16 protein-coding genes are annotated in these 18977 nt (G+C 27.9%); 2 read left to right on the forward strand and 14 right to left on the reverse strand.

The window, feature by feature from the left end; all coding sequences use genetic code 11:
* Window positions 1-896: 896 nt before the first annotated feature.
* Window positions 897-4970: an NACHT domain-containing protein gene (locus HMPREF9309_RS02880; protein ID WP_016646431.1), complete on the reverse strand. Its 4074-nt coding sequence runs from the start codon at window positions 4968-4970 to the stop codon at window positions 897-899.
* A gap of 34 nt (window positions 4971-5004) precedes the next feature.
* The gene (locus HMPREF9309_RS02885; RefSeq protein ID WP_016646432.1) at window positions 5005-6201 is read right to left on the reverse strand and encodes an ATP-binding protein; all 1197 of its coding nucleotides are present in this window, start codon (window positions 6199-6201) and stop codon (window positions 5005-5007) included.
* A gap of 726 nt (window positions 6202-6927) precedes the next feature.
* Here HMPREF9309_RS02885 and HMPREF9309_RS02890 point away from each other — a divergent pair.
* The gene (locus tag HMPREF9309_RS02890; protein ID WP_016646433.1) at window positions 6928-7152 is read left to right on the forward strand and encodes a hypothetical protein; all 225 of its coding nucleotides are present in this window, start codon (window positions 6928-6930) and stop codon (window positions 7150-7152) included.
* 271 nt (window positions 7153-7423) lie between these two features.
* Here the strand turns inward: HMPREF9309_RS02890 and HMPREF9309_RS02895 are convergent, their stop codons facing one another.
* From HMPREF9309_RS02895 to HMPREF9309_RS02940, 10 genes are all read right to left on the reverse strand, one after another.
* Window positions 7424-8215 carry a hypothetical protein gene (locus HMPREF9309_RS02895; protein WP_016646434.1) on the reverse strand — a complete coding sequence of 264 codons (792 nt, stop codon included), beginning with the start codon at window positions 8213-8215 and terminating at the stop codon, window positions 7424-7426.
* Between the two features lie 103 nt (window positions 8216-8318).
* Window positions 8319-8756, reverse strand: a complete 438-nt coding sequence (locus HMPREF9309_RS02900) for a hypothetical protein (RefSeq protein WP_016646435.1) — start codon at window positions 8754-8756, stop codon at window positions 8319-8321.
* A complete protein-coding gene (locus tag HMPREF9309_RS02905) occupies window positions 8756-9496 on the reverse strand; it encodes a S1 domain-containing protein (RefSeq protein WP_016646436.1) in 741 nt (246 codons plus the stop codon). The genes HMPREF9309_RS02900 and HMPREF9309_RS02905 overlap by 1 nt, the downstream gene beginning before the upstream one ends.
* A 179-nt stretch (window positions 9497-9675) precedes the next feature.
* On the reverse strand, window positions 9676-10542 hold the full coding sequence (locus tag HMPREF9309_RS08750) for a tetratricopeptide repeat protein (protein WP_016646437.1): 867 nt from the start codon (window positions 10540-10542) through the stop codon (window positions 9676-9678).
* 52 nt (window positions 10543-10594) lie between these two features.
* The gene (locus tag HMPREF9309_RS02915) at window positions 10595-10897 is read right to left on the reverse strand and encodes a hypothetical protein (protein ID WP_016646438.1); all 303 of its coding nucleotides are present in this window, start codon (window positions 10895-10897) and stop codon (window positions 10595-10597) included.
* A 91-nt stretch (window positions 10898-10988) separates the two neighbouring features.
* Window positions 10989-12029 carry a tetratricopeptide repeat protein gene (locus HMPREF9309_RS08755; RefSeq protein WP_016646439.1) on the reverse strand — a complete coding sequence of 347 codons (1041 nt, stop codon included), beginning with the start codon at window positions 12027-12029 and terminating at the stop codon, window positions 10989-10991.
* Between the two features lie 12 nt (window positions 12030-12041).
* Entirely contained in the window at window positions 12042-12671 is a 630-nt protein-coding gene (locus HMPREF9309_RS02925) for a hypothetical protein (protein ID WP_016646440.1), read from the reverse strand.
* Window positions 12672-12695: 24 nt separating this feature from the next.
* Window positions 12696-13367, reverse strand: coding sequence for a hypothetical protein (locus HMPREF9309_RS02930; protein WP_016646441.1), 672 nt, complete (start codon window positions 13365-13367; stop codon window positions 12696-12698).
* Window positions 13368-13379: 12 nt separating this feature from the next.
* Window positions 13380-14027: a hypothetical protein gene (locus tag HMPREF9309_RS02935; RefSeq protein ID WP_016646442.1), complete on the reverse strand. Its 648-nt coding sequence runs from the start codon at window positions 14025-14027 to the stop codon at window positions 13380-13382.
* 305 nt (window positions 14028-14332) lie between these two features.
* A complete protein-coding gene (locus HMPREF9309_RS02940) occupies window positions 14333-14956 on the reverse strand; it encodes a hypothetical protein (RefSeq protein ID WP_016646443.1) in 624 nt (207 codons plus the stop codon).
* Window positions 14957-15930: 974 nt separating this feature from the next.
* Between HMPREF9309_RS02940 and HMPREF9309_RS02945 the strand changes: the two genes are divergently transcribed.
* Window positions 15931-16305, forward strand: a complete 375-nt coding sequence (locus HMPREF9309_RS02945; protein WP_016646444.1) for a helix-turn-helix transcriptional regulator — start codon at window positions 15931-15933, stop codon at window positions 16303-16305.
* Window positions 16306-16698: 393 nt separating this feature from the next.
* Here HMPREF9309_RS02945 and HMPREF9309_RS02950 read toward each other — a convergent pair whose 3' ends face one another.
* A complete protein-coding gene (locus HMPREF9309_RS02950) occupies window positions 16699-16899 on the reverse strand; it encodes a helix-turn-helix transcriptional regulator (RefSeq protein ID WP_016646445.1) in 201 nt (66 codons plus the stop codon).
* A 734-nt stretch (window positions 16900-17633) separates the two neighbouring features.
* Window positions 17634-18917, reverse strand: a complete 1284-nt coding sequence (locus HMPREF9309_RS02955) for a tyrosine-type recombinase/integrase (protein ID WP_016646446.1) — start codon at window positions 18915-18917, stop codon at window positions 17634-17636.
* Window positions 18918-18977 lie beyond the last annotated feature (60 nt).

Consider the following 18977-nt stretch of genomic DNA (forward strand, 5'->3'; position numbering starts at 1 on the left):
AAAATGGATAATCAAGACTTATATATAAAGAGCTTTTTTACCAAGACTTTTTAATTCTAACAGTTTTTGAAAAAGTATAGTAGTTTTACCTACGCCTCTTGCTCCAACTATACCTATAAGTTTTTCATCCAAATTTATTTCATCATAGAGATATCTTTTATATGTAGTGTTAAAGCTTTTAAGAAATTTTTCTTAGTATTGCTCTATAGTTTTTAACATTTTTATCCTTTAAAATGCAAATGATTATGAACATTTACGGTTTAATGTGCTCCGCATTGTTAAAGTTTGACTTTTTTTATTTTTAAAATGCCAATTGGGCTTATGGCTGAAATATAAACAAAATTTTTTATCTGTGTCTTTAAAAATACAATATCTACAAAAATAGCAAGAATAAAAAAGTACAAATTAATATTGTCTAGCCCTATAAGCAAGATAAGAAGATAAATAACACTCAAAACTAATATTAATAGAAAAAATTTTCATATTTAGCTAATAATAATAAACTAAAAAATAAATAATAAAAAACCCACCTATACTGTAAAATACACTGCTTCTAGCATAAGAGTGAAATTTTATTTTAAAAAGAATAAGAAAAATTTACTAAGATATAATATCAAAAATCTATATAAAAAATAATGTTAGTAACTATAATGATAAATTCTTGCTCAAAAATAAAAGAAACATTGCTGCAAAATAATAAGATATATCATAAGATTAAATTCAAAAAATAAAGCCACCTCATAGTTTTTAGTAAATAAAACATATTTAAAAACAATTTTTTAACTTTTAGTAATTTTTCATACTTTTCTAACTATTTTTATATTTGTTTGTTAAAGTTTCTTCAAAATTCATAAAAGTCCTTTACTTCCTATTGATATGTAATAATGTTATAAAATTCAACCATCATTTTTATTCATCATTTCAATTTTAAAACTCCCATTATCTTCTACCGAACCATAACCAAAATAATCTATTTTCCCAAGGAGTATATACTCATGCGGTAAATAAATATTTTTTTCACAATGAAAAACATAGATAAGTTTCAAGTTATTTTTATTTAAAAACTCAGCAATTTTATCTTTTCTTATCAATAAAGAAGAATCGGTTTCGTAGCCAGAACTTGGATCAAAACATACAAAATCATTATTTTCGTCTATAAAATAAAAATCTTTTTTGGAATATTTCATATGTAATCCATCATAAATTAGCTTAGAAGGCTTTAAAATTTGGATTGCGCCTTCTTTTGAAGCATCAAATTCACTTTCCCAAAAATATTCAATCGTTGTAGGATATACTTTTAAATTTACTCCTCTTAGCTTTATTTCTTCAAATTCATATTCATCTTTTAAAAGATTGTAAGCTGTAGAGCTATAACACTCCTTGTCGTAAATCTTATAACAATGTAAATGGTCATTAGGAAAAGCGGATATCACATCGTTAGCACTTTCAAAAGCATTTTTAAATTTATTAAAACTATCATTTTTTATCAAATAACTTCTTATGAAATAGATGATTTCTTTTTCTTCTCCTTTTTTAGTTGATTTTTTTAATTTTTCACCTATATATAAAGCTAGCCATTCATTACCATTATTATCTATCCTATTTAGATATTCGTCAAATTTCAACCAATCATCCTCTTTTTGTTCTAGCCATTTTTTATTATCCTCATCCCATTTTATATCTCTTTTTAAACTCCACCAACTATCATGTAGTTGATGTTTTTTATAATTTGTCAATAAAACTGTTGGGTCTATATTTCGCATAAACGGCTCAAAAGCACCATTGTATTTAGCACTGTTTTTCATTTGGAAATTATCTGTTATTCTAGCCATAGTTTCATAGAAAGCTATCCATTGGTATTTTTTGCCTATTCTCTCTATTTTATGAGAATATCTATCTAAATCATACCTATTTGCTTTTTGTATATTGGTTATACTTTTTTCAGCTTCATTAAAATACTCTCCATCATATTTATATTTTTCAAAAATTTGTTTTGCAGCATAATTGCTTATAAGCTGTGCGTATTCATAACATTCAAAATCATATAAAGCACTCTCAAAAATATATCTTCCAAAATCTCCATAACGAACTTTTTGGCTTCCTACATTTGTAGTCATAGATGAAATAATAAAGGTATTGTATATGCTTTTTTCTTCGTATTGTTCCACATAGTTATCTTTAGGTAAGCTACTTATATCTGGAAAATAACTTTTATATGGTGGATTTATATCATTTTTATTTATATCTAATTGTATTCCAATATTTAATATATGCTCTATTAAATTTTTAGCATAATCTCTTATTAAAACATGAGGATAAGTTTCATCTTTTTTAAAGACAACATCATAAACATATTCACCAAGTTTTTTAAAGTAAATATTACTTTGAGATCTAATCACAACTCCGTAAGCAATTGCAAAAAGTCTCTCATGTATATATAAATCATCAATTTCTTTAAATTTATAAAGTAATTTTAAAACCAGTTGAGCATTTTCATCTAGTAAAGAAATAGTAGCTTTTGTAGCCTTATCTCTTAGCTCTCTATTTGATGAAGTTAAGCACCATGAAAGAGTTATAGATGTTAAAAATAAAACATCTTTGTTAATATGACTTTTATCTCTATCTAACCATGCCCAATTTATAAGCCTTTCTATAAAGTTAAAATCGCCAGCTAAATAAATTTTGTTTAGTAGTGGTATAAAAAATTTATCTCGCTCTTTCATTGAAAATTTAGATAAATAATCAAATAAAAAATTTGCATTAAATGGATGCTCTAAAATAGTGGCACATGAAAAAAGCATTTGAAAAATAGCTTCTTGAAAAGCAAAGTTAGAAATATTTTTTAATACTCTTTGAATCGTCTTTTCTTTTATACTACTAGAATTTCTCCACATTAGGCCTTCTAGAAAACAATCAAGTATGACTTCTTTGGATTTTATCTGCTCTATTGTTTCTACTAGCTCAAATAGTTCAACTCCGTCAAATTGTTCAGGAATTATAATACTTAAAATTTGTATTATTCCCTTGTTTCGATATCTATTTTCTCCATTGATAAATGGCAAAAATACTTTGCTATTAAAATCTTTGTGCAAATCATCTTTGGTTTTAAATGGTTTTAGGATATAAATTGAGACAAAATAATCGTATAATTTTTCATAAGAAAAGTAGATATATTCATCACTTTTGCTCTCTAGCATAGTTTTTGAAAAAATACCCTCGCTTACAAAAATATCCAAAAAGCTTTCATCTAAAGAGTCAATATATTTTAAGAGTTCATTTTTTAATACAACAAAAGCATCTTTATATTTTATTAACTTAGAATTTTCTTTTATAAACATCGGCATCAGAGCGCTTATACCCTCATCTATAAGACTTATATTGCGTGGATATTTCGGATATTTTTTACGCAACCTATTTTCAAGATCTTCTATGTAGAATTTTATGATAAATTGAAAATTTAATTTATTGACATAAGATTTATCTTGACTAAACCCTTCGCAAAACATTTTTAGAAATAAAGGATTTAAAAACTCTTCAGCTAAAATTGGAATATTTGGTCTTATATTATAGTGTTTAAAAAATATCTCAGATGCATCATATCTATCAAATCCGTTATGTTCTATAGTTTTAATTTTATTGCCATTTACAAATACTTCCGGAATAATATACTCATAATATTCGCTTCTTATACTAAGAACTAATCCTAAATACTCATATTTTTTAATATCTTCTATAAAGCCAATTAAATAATCATTCCAAAAATCCTTACCTCTTCCTTCATTAATAGCATCTATAAATATAATAATTCTCTCATTATCTGTCATTGCTTTAGAATTTAAAGCATCTAGGAACTCATCCTTATTGCAATTTTTAATATGAAGCAACTCTAAAATTTGATTCCAAGGCTCTCTTGCCTCTTTAAAATGTTGTCCCAATAAAAATAAAGAATTTGCATTTCTATTGTTAACAACATCAGCTAGGAGATGGGATTTGCCTACACCTGCCTTGCCTTTTAGAATTATAAATGGATTTTTATGAACATTCAAAAATTTTTTATTTTCTCGAATAAAATTAAAAAATTCATATATAGTGTCTTGAAATTTATCCATATTAGAACCATCAGTAGTGGAAATTATCCTCACCAAATTATTATTAAATATTTCATCTTGCATCTTATTAAGTATATTAACTATTTTGTTAAAATCAATCTCTTTTGATATAGTATCTTTAAAATCATCAACCAGACAATTTAGACTATCTGGTATATCTTTTAAAATACTGAAAGTCTTATTGAACTTATGATAAATTTCATAAAACTTTATTTTTAATTCTTTTATAACGGTAGAGTTTAAATTTAAAGCTTCAAAATATGTGTTTAAATACTCTATATTAACATTTATCGCCGGAGAATACCTAACACCTAAATTTAATATAGAGTTTTTATTTTGATTTTTGAACCATTTGTCCGATAAGTCTATTTCGTTAAAAAAGAATTTTTTCATACCAGAATTTCTATCTTTTCCTAACATTGTAATCAGCTCATGGCTTCCCCAGTATGCAATTTCTAAATATTTATCATACTTTTTTTGTGCTTCATTTTGCCATTTTTCCACCCATTCATTCCATTTATCCATAAAATATTTTCTACCATTTCTTGGATCAGGTCTATCTTGTGGTATGGCGACATAGTATTTAGTTAACTTTGGATGCTTTTCCAAAGCAGTCTTTAAAGAGATGTCAAGTTGCTCCCACTGGGATTTGCCTACAGCGTTTGTAAAATATTTTGCTTGAAAGCCTATTTCATCACCATTTTCTAATACAATATAGCATTCTACTCCAGCATCTGGATTACCAACTCTTATAAAATTATCCTTATTTTTAAAATTTTCTTTGTATGCTAACTGGCAAACTAGCTCTTCAAATGCATTATTTTGCGAATTGTTCACAGGTATTATATTATTCCAATTCATTGTTTGATTCCTTTATTGTTTTATGCAGCTTATTTTAATACATTAGCCCAAAAAGCCAAATTGGTATTTTACTTCCAAATCCAATCTCTAAATTATCAGAGGCTACAAATGAGTTTTTATCATCTTTTATTTGATTAAAACTTTTTTTAGCTCCGCCTATTTCAAAAACAAACTCACCAACTCTAAAATCCCCATTTTTGCTAAAATAAATTTCACCAACATTTCCAAGTTGATTTACAAAAAATGTTTCTCTTAAATTTCCGACTTCTGGTCTATTTAAATACATTAAATTTGTATTTTCAAGGTAGATTTTATCAGCTTTATCCATATTTTTTAAAGAGAGCTCATTTCTCATAAGAAGCCTTATGAGTCCAGCATTTTCTAACATTGTAAGATATTCTTTTAAAGTTCTATCATCTTTTACATCTATCATCTTTTTTAAATCAGTATAGTTTGGAGAGTAGGGAACATTTCCACTAATTGCGTGAAGTAGTAACTTTAACTTTCTAGCTGTATTTCCACTCAAATTTGGATATACACTAAGCAAATCACTATCAATAGTTGTTTCTATGCTTTGTCTTAGAGTTTGAAAAAACACTATCTCATTTGGCAACTCTTTGTAATATGGATAATATCCAAATTTCAAATACTCTTTAAAAAGTTTGATGATGTATAAATCCTTTTCTTTTAAGTTTTCTATAACGCCACTAGCAATATCTTGATGGGTAGTTAAAATAGTATCTAAATCAAAAGTTTTAAAATCAATGTCATAAAAAAGTCCTAAATACTCCCTAAAACTCATCCCATACATTTTATAAATAATTGCTCTTCTACTTAAATCATGTGAACTTTTTAAAATCTCAAGAGCTGATGAGCCAGTCGCTACAATATTTAAATCTTTAAAATTATCATAAGCAAATTTTAAAACCCCAGAAATATCTTTGTTTTTATGAATTTCATCAAGGTAGAGATATTTTCCACCATTTAATACAAACTCTTTAATAATCTCTGTAATGTCATTTGAAATTTCTATATCATCAAGGCTTAAATAAAGACTTCCTTGGTTTTTGTTTGCAAGCTGTGCAAGAGTAGTTGTTTTACCAATGCCACGACTTCCTAAGACTATGCTTAACCTGTGAGTTAAATCAGTAGTTTGTATAAAGTATCTTTTAAATTTTTGATTATTTAGTTTTATTAGGGCATTGCTTTTTATAAACAGCTCATCTAACATTTTTTATCCTTTTTATGTAATGCGATACAATTATATCATAAAAAAGATGGATTATATTACATAAAATTAAAAGAATTTAATAAAAGAAATGAATTATATGAAAAAGTATAACACATGTGCACTTAATTATAAAATAGCAAAAGTTAAGTGAAAATTAGATAAGTTAAAAAATAATAGCACGGATAAGTAACAACTATTATGCAGCTAATTGTTGTCATTTTTATCCAGGTTATTTGTTGTATAGTACTGTTGAACATTTTTTTCAACATGTTTTTTTGTTTTTTATGACTAGAAATTTAATAAACTAAATTTTTCTTAGATAAACAAGAAAACTTTTTATCAATTTTATTTGCAATATTTAATCTCTTCTAAACAAGTGTTGCAAATCCTTACGCTATAACATCTTTTGAAAGTATAGACACTTGCCATGATGAAGACGATGCAAAAGAAGCAGGTAAAAGACATGAAAAAACACAAAAAGCTCTTAAATTTAATTTATGTCATTTTGTAAAAGAGGAGTGTGTTGATAATAACTTTTTAGCAGCTTTATTTAGTGGAGGGGGTTGTACCTTAACCGGATATTGGTATTGTTGCTATGACCAAATATTAACTAGAATCTTAGTAGTTCAGCTAAAAGCACAATTAGGACGAGATTATACTCATTGTACGGGCATTACATTAAGAGATTTAAACTATGTTTCTTTAAGGCAATGTAGTGTTGCAGAAATGAAAACTGGAATCGATGGTGCAGCCGAAGGAAGTAATCATAACCCAAAAGATTCTTATCAATATAAAAATAAATGTGTTGATATGAGAGAGTTTATAGAGTATTTACAAGCTACTATTGGCACAGATATATCAATGGGTGATTTTGAAATGTTCTGGAATGATTTAAGCTTTCAAGGTATGGATGCTGGGATAATTAATCCTGGTGCAGGTGGATCTTTTTAATTTAATTGAAAATACTTTCCCAATTTTAATTAAGAAATTGGGAAGCTTTTAAATAATAATGCAAAAGTAAATTAGCAAAGGTTAACGAATTAGCCTTTGCTATTATTGCCTTTTATTTTCTAGGTTTTTGTTAAATGCTAATAAAATATACTGCTTTTTAAAAAAGCAACATCAAAACAGTCTATAATGTGATTGAGATTTTTAGTTGAAATAAAAAAGCGGTCAAAGGACGAAAAACTTGACCGCAAAAACCTTTTAAGTTTTTTATTCTTTATTCTAATCCTACAAATAAATTTTCTTCAAAAATCTGTATTCTAGGTTCTTTTAACTGAGCTTTTCTTTGTTTAATCTCTTCCATTTTCTTTGGATCGTCAAACATGTAATAATCATTACTATAAAGATATTCATAACAGTCATCGTAGTTATATTTCATTATTGCTACAGGTTTTCCAGTATTTATATTGTTGAGATATTTTATTATTTCATATCCACCCTCATCCATAGCATAATGAGAAGCCTTTGCTAAGCACATTGATTTTAACATCCCTTTATAAAGGTCATTAACAAAGGCAAGTCTTCTTTCTTTTTTTGTTGATAAATTTGTATAAAAACTATCCATATCGCTTGGATTTGTAGATAAGAAATTATATAATTTTTTATTGTTTACATCACATTTATAAGAATCCATCCTAATTGCGTAAGGTTGTATATAAACACCTGTTCTAAAATCATCATAGTAAGCATAGGTGTCTGTAATATGAATATATGGATGTTCTTTTGTTGGTCCAGATACATTGCTTTTTCCTTGTGCAACTCTTTTTTTAGCCCTTTCTATATTTTTTGCTATTATTTCATTCATTTGTACTTCATTTTTTTGACACCAACCATCATGATCTAATAATCCTTTTGGTTTTTGTCCATTGCCCCAATACCACAAATCCTTAGCAACTTTTTTGCCTGAAACAATTCCAACAGTTGTTGTGCCAAGAGTGTGCATTATACATCCACTAAAAAAGATTGCTGTTGTGGCTGATATTATTGTAAGTTTAATTATATTTTTCATATTTTCCTCCTTAAGTCATTGACTTATTTAATTTATAATGTTTGTTGTATTTTGTTATATAGTTTAAGCCATTGTCTCTGGCTAGACTCTTGTTTATCTTTTTTTAAATTATTTCATTTTGTTTCCTTTTTGGTGTTATTGTTTCATTTTTATATCCGTAAATTTCATATGCTTTTTTGATAGCTTTTGCAGTTTCATATTGGAGTAAAAAGCTAGAAAACGAGCGAGAAAACCGAACAAAAATAATTAAAGATATGATTGCACAAACTACATTTATGATAATCTCACCCTTATAAACGCAAATGGAGTAAAGCCCTACTATCGAAGCATAACTTAGATAAATCTTAGCAAATTTGTGAAACACTTTTCCACTTACACAAAAAAGATAAAATAGATAAAACGCCAACAAATACACACTAAAAATCACAATGTGGCAAATTTCTTTATCTATAAAATAACTTCCGACAAAATTACTAAATAAGAGATGAAAATGAGCTATTTTGGCGTATAGAAATTTAAAAAAATGATCTAAATTTTCCATTATATCTCCCTTAGCCAACTATCAAAATCTATACTAAGATCAAAGATATAAAGTGAGATTACCAAAGGTATAAGAGCCACAATGTAGCTTTCGCCTTTAGAGAACATAGTTAAAATAAGCAGTATAAAAACGGCCCAAAAAAGTATAGTTCCAAAGGTATTTGAGCTACTTTTTTGACTAAGTTCTTTTTTGACTACTCTTGCGATACTATCTATTTTTGCCTTTTTTTCTAACTGCTCTTTGGTTAGAGTAGTTTTATCAAGGGATTTTTTTGCTATAAAGGCAAGTCTTGCTTCAAAATTATGTATGGTAAAGTGATGAGTTCCACTGCCTGCATTTGAGTGCTCACTCCCTGTTGTTTGGAAATATCTCCTACCAAGAAGAGCATTTGCGCCTAAAATTTTAGCATATATTTTAATGTTTTCTTTTGCGATGTTTGGATCTCCTCTGTCTGCAACACAGACGATAAAATTTGATAAATCCACCATCTCATAGCCATTAATATTATCTTTTTCAGTAGATATCACCTCATTTGGAATTTCATAAAAAAAGTTAGTCTCTAGCGTAATATCCTTTGCATAGTAGCCCTTTTTACTAAGTCCAGGCTCAAATTTAACAAAATCGCCCACTTGAAACTCGCCACTAAAATCTTTTTTAGAAAAGTAGTAGTCGTTTTCATCCGTGCCACTTATAAATCCATAGCCACCGCTATCAAGGTGAGTTTTTATAACTCCATTCATATTTTTCCTTTACAGTAAAGCCAAATTTATTATTTTAATCTAGGTATTATAACAGCTTATAGTTTTTTTAAAAATAAACAAAGCACCTCCCAAAGAAATCAAAACTTTTGCTCTGAATTTGAAGCTTAAAATAGCTTACTAATATCATAAAAGCGATGATTTCAATAAGAAGTGGTTTTTTATTTCTTTAATTTATTAAGGCAAGCATCCTCATAGTCTAAATCGCAAGCTTTGTCTAAATATTCCAAAGCCTTAGTAGAATTTGCAGCAACACCTTCACCTCTAGCAAATAGGCCACTAAGAAAATAACACCCAGATCCATCCTCTAAGTCGCAAGCCTTTTTAAAATTATCAAAAGCTTTTTTATAGTCTTTTTCTACACCTTTGCCCATATAGTAAAAACCCCCGACACTTGTGCACCCCTTAGCAACTTCGCCATTGCAAGCAATATCAAAATATTTAAGTGCTTTATGTGTGTCTTGTTTTACCCCTTTACCATCTCTATATGCAACACCAAGATTAAAGCATCCTCTAGCTTCACCACCATCACAAGCTTTACTAAAATAGTCATTGGCTTTTTTATAGTCTTGTGTTATTTTATTACCATCATTATATAAACCTCCAAGACTAAAACAACTATCAACATAACCTTTATTGCAATTTGCTTCATAATGCTCTACTGCTTTGCTATAATTTTGCTCCATCTCATAAACATATGCGATAAAATCGCATGCTATTAGATTGTCTTTTTGGCAACACATATTTAAATATTCATTCATTTTTTTCTTGTCTTTTTCTACACCAGAACCAGATAAATAAGCAAAACTAAGTTCAAAACAACTATCCATATTTCCTTTTTTGCACTCTTTTTCTAATTTATCAATATTAGGTTTTTCTATCTCAAATTTCATACTGTAATATAAGGCACAAAATAGTGAGGAAGTTCCTTTCTCGCACTCTTTTTTAATGATTTCCAAATTAGAATCATCTGCATTTAACACATTACCAAAAACCAAAACTAAAATTCCTAAAATAACTTTTTTCATCTTTTCTCCTTTTTAAAATTTAACCCTTAAACAAAATGTCTATCTTGAAGTTTCATAAAACCAGATTTTCCTCGCCTAACTTGATGAAATTTAAGACATCAACCATTTTATAGTCATCAATCTCATCTTTATCGATAGATATCACTATTTCATCAGAGGTTTTATACATAAAACTAGCTTTTAGCTTCACTTCTTTTGCATAGTAGCCCTTTTTACTAAGTCTAGGCTCAAATTTAACAAAATCGCCCACTTGAAACTCATCGCTAAAATCTTTTTTAGAAAAGTAGTAGTCGTTTTCATCACTGCCACTTATAAAGCCACCGCTATCAAGGTAAGTTTTTATAAATCCATTCATATTTTTCCTTTTATACTGCCTCATCACGTAAATAAAATAAATAAATTTAAGCTTCATACTCAAGTAAGAAGTTTTAAAAATTCTTTATGATTTATTTTGTTATAGCTTTATAGTTTTGACAACCTATATTATTACCTAGTTTGCATGATTTATTAAAATACTCTTTTGAAAGCCTAATATCTTTTTCAACCTTTTTTCCATCACTATATAAAAAGCCTATCAAATTACATCCATAAGCATAACCGCCGGCACAAATTTTTTCAGATTCCTTAACTATTTCTTTATAATCTTGCGGAACTGTTCTCATTAATGTTCCCAAGATATAACTATTGGCAACCATATTGCCATTTGAAGATAAATTTTTTATATACTCCCAAACTTCCTTTTTGTTTTTCAACCCTGTAGCTTTGGTTATTGTTTGGATATAATAATTGTCAGCATTTTTTCCACCTGTAAGCTTTTTTAATCCCGCATAGTATTTACAACTGTTTTCATGCCCAAGGCTGCAAGCTTTATTGTAGTATGATAAGGCCTTAATGTTGTCTTGATTGATACCGTCGCCTATCTCATACATATATCCAAGGTTATAGCAGCCACTAGCAACATTTTTATTGCAAGCTATAGTAAAATACTCAAAAGCCTTTTTACTATTTTTCTCTACATGCTCACCTTCTGCATATATTGTACCAGCACTATCGCATGACATACCATCTTCCATTTCACAAGCTTTTTGATAATACTCTAAAGCTATTTTATAATCTTGTTTTACACCTAAAGCATTATCATATAGCGAACCAATAGAGCCACAAGCAAGAGGCACTCCGCCATCACAAGCTATTTTAAAATAATCAAAAGCTTTTTTATAATCTATATCTACTCCATATCCAAGTTGATACGAGCTACCAACAAGAGCGCATCCCAGTATATGTCCACCATCGGCAGCTTTTTTTAAATACTTAAAAGCTTTTTCGTAATCAATTTTTACGCCTTGCCCACTGCCATAAATTTGACCAACTACAAAACAATTATCAATATTCCCATCTTCGCATTCTTTCTTTAAAAAATCAATATTGTTTGCTAAAAGTCCATTGCCGAAAACCAAAACCAAAATTCCTAAAATAACTTTTTTCATTTTTTCTCTTTTTTACTTAAATTCAGTTATAAAACCATTTGTAAGATAAGCGTTGCCTACTTGGTTTTCAACTTGTCTAGCCCAGTATTTAAATCCTACAAAACTTATCCTAGTGTTTGAGTATCCAAGCGATCTGCCGTAGTAGTGCATTCTAACAAGCACAGCTACCATTCTGCCATCTTTATCATACTCTATAAAGGCATTATCAAGGTTATATGCACTATCTAAATTTGCTAATTCCCAAGTTTTTGGAAGAGAGGCTGACATAATGGCATTTACATCTCTTTTATACATTTTTACGCTATTGCCGTTAGCTTTTGCATTGTTTATAAAAGTTTTTGCTATGTCATCGTCTGAGCTATCAAAATTTCCTAAATAAGCACTTTGTGCACTTCTTACACTATCATCAATGCTGCCTTTAATGCCTGATATGTAGTCTTGCACTCTTATAAAATCTTCATTAAACTCAACATATCTATGAGGCAAATCCCTTATAGCTAAATAGCTTTTTGCTAAAGATGGATTTTTTGACTCAGCTATGATTTGTTCTGGGGTTTTAGGCTGAAAACAACCAACTAAAATAAAGCTTAATATTGCTAAGCCAAACATTGAAATAATTTTTTTTGAAATAAATTTTTTCATTTTTTCTCCTTTGGTTTTAAAGGTTTATCTTAAATCTTCTAAATTAAAAGATGTCTGAGTCCAAATTTCACCCCTTCCATTATCAAAAATTTTATAATAAATTTTGTTTAAATTCACGCCTCCAAACATAGCCATCATGTTTTGTGAAGCTTCTCGTTGCTCTAAAAATTTATTATAATCATCTAAGGTTTTAAATCTATCATCAAAACTTTTGGGGTTTTTGTTATCAAAATCAAGCATATTATTCATATTGAAAAATATTCTCATGCCATAATTTGTAATGTTCTCACCAACATAGTTATAAGACTCAAATTTTTTCTTAGCTTCATCGAGTGAGTTTGCACTCAAATCATAATCAAAGTCTATACTACAAACTGAACTTTTTGAAGATGAGTCTAGTTTAAAAAGAGATCTTTTTATGGTTGCCACATCGCCAAGTTTTGGTAAAAACTCACTTTGAAATGAGCCAATACTATTTTCATCACAACTATTTCCTTTAAATGCTAAACACAAAGCTGAAATTTGAGCGTAGTCAGTATCGCAGTCATAAGGCTTTGATAAGACGCTTTCTACTGATAAATTTTTCAAATAAAATTTAATTTCTTCAAAAGTCATCTTCCCAGTAAAAAATTGATAACCAAAATAAATAGCCGCTATAACAACAGCACTAAATATAAACTCTAAAATACTTTTCATATCGTTTTCCTTTTAAAAAAATATACCACCTATAAGGGCAAAAAATGCACCTATAAGGAAAAATGGTATTGCAGTTAATATAAACGAAAAAGCATTGAAACTATCACTATTTTCTACGACTGATACAAACTCGTCATAATTGCTTGCTCCGCCTGTGAAAGCATCATAACCAGCTACGCAAAGTAGAACTATGTTTGCTGCGATAAAGAGATATAGAAAGCTTCTGTTTGGCTTTAAGGCTTCATCATTTTCTAAATTTAGTTTTTCAACAAAGCTTTTGCATACTACAAATTTAGCACGACCTCCATACCATATTGGAAAGATCATAAAACTTAAAAGTATCCAAAAAAGTATAAAATCGGTTTCATTTCCAGGATTAGTTCCTTTGTAACCTATCCACACTAGAAAAAGAACAACATAACAAAAGCTTTTAATAGCTCCTCTATATAGTAAAAACCACTGTGGTCCTAAAAAACTAGATAAAAATGCTGTCCAACTCCAAGTCATTTTCTCTTTAAGCTTCTCACCTTTTCCGGCCTCAAAAAACTTCTCGCAAGCCTTTGCATAGCTCTCTACACTTTTTGAACCGTTTAAATAAATAGATAGCTTTTCTCTTAAAAGCTTAGGATCGCTTAAAATTTGTTTTGAATACTCAGTCACAGTTCCTCCTTTTTTTGTAACTTAATTAAGATTTAACTAAGAAATTATATAAATTTCAAAGTCCAAATTTTGTCTTTTTGCTATTTTATTAGCTAACCAAATGAAAATTTAGTAAGATATTTATATTGATTAGCAATTTTACAATAACTATTCTTATGATTAACTTTTACTATGGTAGATATTCTTTTTAATTTTAGAATTTGTGTTTTTTGGTTTAAATTTATTAAAAAATTAATGCAGTTAAGGTAAATAAATATAAATTTAAGAGTATGCAAAGCACACTCTTAAATTGTATAGTATAAGCTTTATAGCCTGTTTATTACAGCCATAAAACGTTTATAATCATTTATTTTGTAAGCTTTTATCCACTTTATTACTTGATTGTCTAGGATCTTATATTCATATATTGCAAATAAACTAGATAAATCTCCAGCCTTACAAGACTGGCTTAGCGATTTTGCTTTATCTTTTATTTTTTCTAGTGGATTCTTAATCCCTAGCTCATTTTCAAAGCGATAAAACGCTTCTTTAAAAAAAGAATTTATCATGGTAATTTGTTTTTTATTTAGCCATTCTGGTGTATAAAGTACTATTTTTTTATTATTGCCATCTTTATCCTTGACATTAAAGTGCCTTTTCTTTACTGTAAAATTAGCACTTAATTTGTCAGTTTGCTTTTGATTGTTAGGGATTTTAAAATCTGCAATATTATCGTGCCTTGTTGTTATGGATAAGAGCTGATTTATTGGCGTTATGGGTGTAACTACAGTGTTATAAAGCATTGGAATAATAATCATATTGCTAAAATTATCATCTGTAAATAATTCAAGCTTAAACTCTTTATTAGTAGGCGTAATTTTATTCAACGCCGCACCGAAATTTTCTATAGGCAAAGTTTTTATTTGCTCATTGTTGTGATATGATTTCATATCTCATCCTTTTTAATGTTTTAAATGTTATAACACCTATAGTTTTAAAAGTGTTATGACTCTTTTGTTAGTATTTATCTTATCATCTAAAATAAGATTTTATACAACTATTTAATCCATAGAACAAAACAATATATTTAATGCTATGTACTATGATTTTTTCTTTGTTAATTTCCCTAAAAGGGAACTAGAGTTTTTATTAAGCATTTCTAGCTTTAAATGAAGCAAAATAGAAATCTTTGCAATATTTTTATCCTTATCGCCAAATAGTGGCTGGTAAAATTTATATTTTTGTTATATGCTAAAAAATAAAAAATATCTTGGTAACACTATAAATCATTGATAGAAATTTAAAAAAGTAGTTGTTTTGATATAGTGTATAGTTAAAATGCATGGTAGTGACTTTTAAGAGAAATTTATAAAAAGCTACAAATCTTTGTGTTATTATATGTTGCAATTTGATAAAAGTAAATTAGCGGCTAAGTCAGCTAAAATTTGACACAAAAAATTTATGTCAATTTTTAAAATGTAAGAAATTTAATAAATATTGCCTTTTGAAGTAAGCATTCCAAACTCAACTAAATTTGCATTGGAGTTTTAAAAAACTCTCGCCAAAAATCTCTATAAAGCTAGATTTAAAAAATACAAAGATAAATAAAGGTATATAGTCTCTCATATAATACTACTTATGATAAATTTTATAGTGTTTGGCATTAATATGCGTGGAAATTTAGAGCATTTAATTTGTCTATAATAATAACTATCTTTGTACAATTTTTTGCGTTTAATCAAGTTTTTTTGATTATATTTGCTTGTCTTTTGAAACATCAATACTATAAATTTATAAAAAATGCATTAAGCCAGAGATATAGATGTAGTATTTCTTTTGGTAAATATTGTTTTAGTAGATTGATAACAAGGCGTAATTGTAATATAAATACTCTTATAAAAAACTTTACCGTAGGAAATAATAAATGCTTCAACTACCGCAAATCACAACAAAACAAGAAGAGGAGATGTTTCTATCAACTGTTGCTAAAAATGTAAAAGAAATTAGATCAAGCAAAGGCATTACTCAACTTGAAGCAGCTCTTGGCATAGGAATGGCATCTCAAGGCTCTTATGCAAACATGGAAAACTGCTCTAAAGATAAGAGATTTAATACCATCCATCTTTTTAAACTTAGTAAACTTTTTGGAGTGGATATAAGAGAGTTTTTTGTTTTACCAGAAGTATTGGCACCAAGTTCTTTTCTTAATCATAAAATAGAAATTAACTTCGTAGAAGAAGATGAGTTTGATAGTCCGTATGATACAAATTTTAAAAAATCTAAAGAAACTAAATCTTAATTGTAGTAAATTTTAAAAAGTAGTAAAGAGTTTTTTGCAAATATTAAAAAGCTTAACTGAAATATTTATTGCTATAAATTTATTTGTTTTTTATAGCCAGTTTATAATTTTATAGTATTTTTATTGTTATTTATACTAATTATATATCTAGCATTATTGAAATTTTTAATTATTTTACCTCCTTTTATCATATTTTTTTGCCAAGTATGATTGTTAAATTTTTAAAAACTTGGCAATATGATTTAGCCTAACTCAAGTATATATGAACTGTGCCGTCTTATGGCTTTAATGAGCATATACGGCATAAATAACGCCATTCATATTTACTATTTATAAATTTGAAGCTACGATATGGCTTACAAATTTTTTGCTAGACTGTGAGTTTTTATACATTCACCCATTAGTTTTAGAACAGCTAGTAAGAGAGTTAAAATACTCCAAAACCTCATCTCTTTTAAAAAGTGTTATTCCGCCTGTAAGCTTGTAGGTTTTTAATTTTTCTTCTTTTACTAGCTTCCAAACGGTAGTTTTGCATATTGAACAAAGTTTTGCGACATCGCCAACTCTTATATATACAGGATTTTCAACAATCATGTCGTCTCCCTTTTATAATGTATTTCTAAGAAGAAGAATATTTTTAAAACTTATGCGTTTCAAAAACTTTTTTCTTTTTAGTTGGAGATGTTTTATGTTTAAAAAAGTTTATTTGAGCCGATATGAATTTATTTGGACAAACATTGTTTAAAATAAAAAACTTGATTTCGTTGATATATACAAATTTAATGATGAAAATTTCAAAAAATGAAAAAATAAAATAATCGTAAATAAGGCATATAGCGTGCTTTGACGCATAAATTTACAAATAGTAATATGAAAAATAAAATTAGTTTATTTGCTGCATAAACATTAAATTACATGTGAGGTTTATAGTAAAATGAGAATTTATAAACATAATTATGAACTAAATATAGAAAAATTTAAGCTAGCTTAGTTTTATAAAATACGATGAAAGTCCTATATTACCAGCTTTTAATCATTTTATTGTTTTTGTCAAAAAGCGATGAATAATAATAAAATAAATTTTGAAAAAAGTCTTAAAATACGATTTTAAGAGGATTATGATAAGTTTTATTTGTAGGTTTGAGAATAAAATATATAGATAATGAATTTAGAATTAAAAAAATCATATATAAGACATAAATAATGAGTTTATCTAGAAAAATTTGGGAAATTTGTATTTGTAAATATTAAATAATTTTTTATAAAAAATACCAACAACAAAAAATATTAAAAAAAACAAACAAATTTTTTAAAACAACACTATAGCCTTAAAGTTGATTTTCAACTCGCTCTAAGATAAAACCACTCCACCAAGAAGCGATCTCTTTGAGTTCCTTTAGCATCATAGCTCCTGAGCTATATGCTAGTGAGATTTGATTTCCAACCCTATGATCTAAAAATAGCTCTCTTGCTTCAAAGCTAAATTTAGAGGCTTTTTCATTTTTAATAATTGTGCTATATGTTTTTCTAAAGCCATGAGATCTTTGATAGTTTAAGTCTTTATTAAATCCCATCTCTCTTAATTTTTCATTTATAGTATTTGCTGCGATGTGTTTTGGTTTTGAGTTTTCAGATTCTGAATTTTCAGATTCTGAGTTTTTAAGGCTTGGAAATACATAATCTCCAAAAAGTCCAAAGTCTTTACAAAGTTTTTCTTGATTTTTAAGAATTTTAATAACCTCATCACTAAGTGGTAAGACAAAATCGTTTAAATTTACATTATTTACTTTCATCTCATCTCTTGGTATGATTAGCAGTTTTTCATTAAAATCAACATAGTTCCATTTTAAAGATATAGCATTTTTTGATCTAAGTGGGATGTGAAGCATAAATTTTAGAATATTTTTTGTAGTTAAATTACTATTTTTATAAATAGCTTTACATAAATTTGTAAAGTATGGCTCTGTTGTTATAGCTTGGAAATTTACAGTCACTGGTCTTTTTACGATATCGTTCATTTCTATACTAGAAACAACATTTGCTTCTATATAACCCAAAGATAAAGCATATCTAAAAATTCGATTTAGTAATCCGTGTAATCTACGTGCCCACACAGGGCTAGATTTTGCTCTTTTTAATATCAGTGTAGATATGTCTTTCTTCCCAATAGAACTCATAGGTTTGTTTCCTATCGCATAAAGCACCCATTCTTCTATTTCTTTTTTGTATCTATTAGCTGTTGACGCATCGATATTTTTGCCTACTTCCCATTTTTCATTGACAAATTCATTGTAAATTTTTTCAAAAGTGTTGTTAAGCTCTTCTTTTATAAGAGATGCTTCATTATCCAAATAAGTTTTTATGTCATCTATGCCGTTTTGTCTAAGAGCATTAAACTCAGTAACTTTTTGTCTTGCATCAGCCAAAGTTACCTCGTCATATTTACCAATAACAATTTTTCTTTGCTTATTGTCAGAGTTTCTATAAATATAGTAAAATTTCTTTGATCCTGTTGGATAAACTCTAATGTAGAGATTGTTGCTTAATCTTTCAGAATACTCCTTATCCTTGGATTTCAGTTTTTTTATATAAATATCTGGTCTATCTTTCATGCTAAGCACCTCCTTTGTTTGAATGTGTAGTTAAAAAGTTACCGGTTTTATTATTTTATA

This window comes from Campylobacter ureolyticus ACS-301-V-Sch3b (genome assembly GCF_000413435.1).
Classification (GTDB): Bacteria; Campylobacterota; Campylobacteria; order Campylobacterales; family Campylobacteraceae; genus Campylobacter_B; species Campylobacter_B ureolyticus_A.

Coding starts and splice junctions, on each gene's coding strand:
- HMPREF9309_RS08755 (WP_016646439.1), bottom strand. CDS start 12,029: ATGAAAAAAGTTATTTTAGGAATTTTGGTTTTGGTTTTCGGCAATGGA.
- HMPREF9309_RS02885 (WP_016646432.1), bottom strand. CDS start 6,201: ATGTTAGATGAGCTGTTTATAAAAAGCAATGCCCTAATAAAACTAAAT.
- HMPREF9309_RS02940 (WP_016646443.1), bottom strand. CDS start 14,956: ATGAAATCATATCACAACAATGAGCAAATAAAAACTTTGCCTATAGAA.
- HMPREF9309_RS02880 (WP_016646431.1), bottom strand. CDS start 4,970: ATGAATTGGAATAATATAATACCTGTGAACAATTCGCAAAATAATGCA.
- HMPREF9309_RS02900 (WP_016646435.1), bottom strand. CDS start 8,756: ATGGAAAATTTAGATCATTTTTTTAAATTTCTATACGCCAAAATAGCT.
- HMPREF9309_RS02905 (WP_016646436.1), bottom strand. CDS start 9,496: ATGAATGGAGTTATAAAAACTCACCTTGATAGCGGTGGCTATGGATTT.
- HMPREF9309_RS02895 (WP_016646434.1), bottom strand. CDS start 8,215: ATGAAAAATATAATTAAACTTACAATAATATCAGCCACAACAGCAATC.
- HMPREF9309_RS08750 (WP_016646437.1), bottom strand. CDS start 10,542: ATGAAAAAAGTTATTTTAGGAATTTTAGTTTTGGTTTTTGGTAATGTG.
- HMPREF9309_RS02915 (WP_016646438.1), bottom strand. CDS start 10,897: ATGAATGGATTTATAAAAACTTACCTTGATAGCGGTGGCTTTATAAGT.
- HMPREF9309_RS02950 (WP_016646445.1), bottom strand. CDS start 16,899: ATGATTGTTGAAAATCCTGTATATATAAGAGTTGGCGATGTCGCAAAA.
- HMPREF9309_RS02925 (WP_016646440.1), bottom strand. CDS start 12,671: ATGAAAAAATTTATTTCAAAAAAAATTATTTCAATGTTTGGCTTAGCA.
- HMPREF9309_RS02890 (WP_016646433.1), top strand. CDS start 6,928: ATGAAAACTGGAATCGATGGTGCAGCCGAAGGAAGTAATCATAACCCA.
- HMPREF9309_RS02945 (WP_016646444.1), top strand. CDS start 15,931: ATGCTTCAACTACCGCAAATCACAACAAAACAAGAAGAGGAGATGTTT.
- HMPREF9309_RS02955 (WP_016646446.1), bottom strand. CDS start 18,917: ATGAAAGATAGACCAGATATTTATATAAAAAAACTGAAATCCAAGGAT.
- HMPREF9309_RS02930 (WP_016646441.1), bottom strand. CDS start 13,367: ATGAAAAGTATTTTAGAGTTTATATTTAGTGCTGTTGTTATAGCGGCT.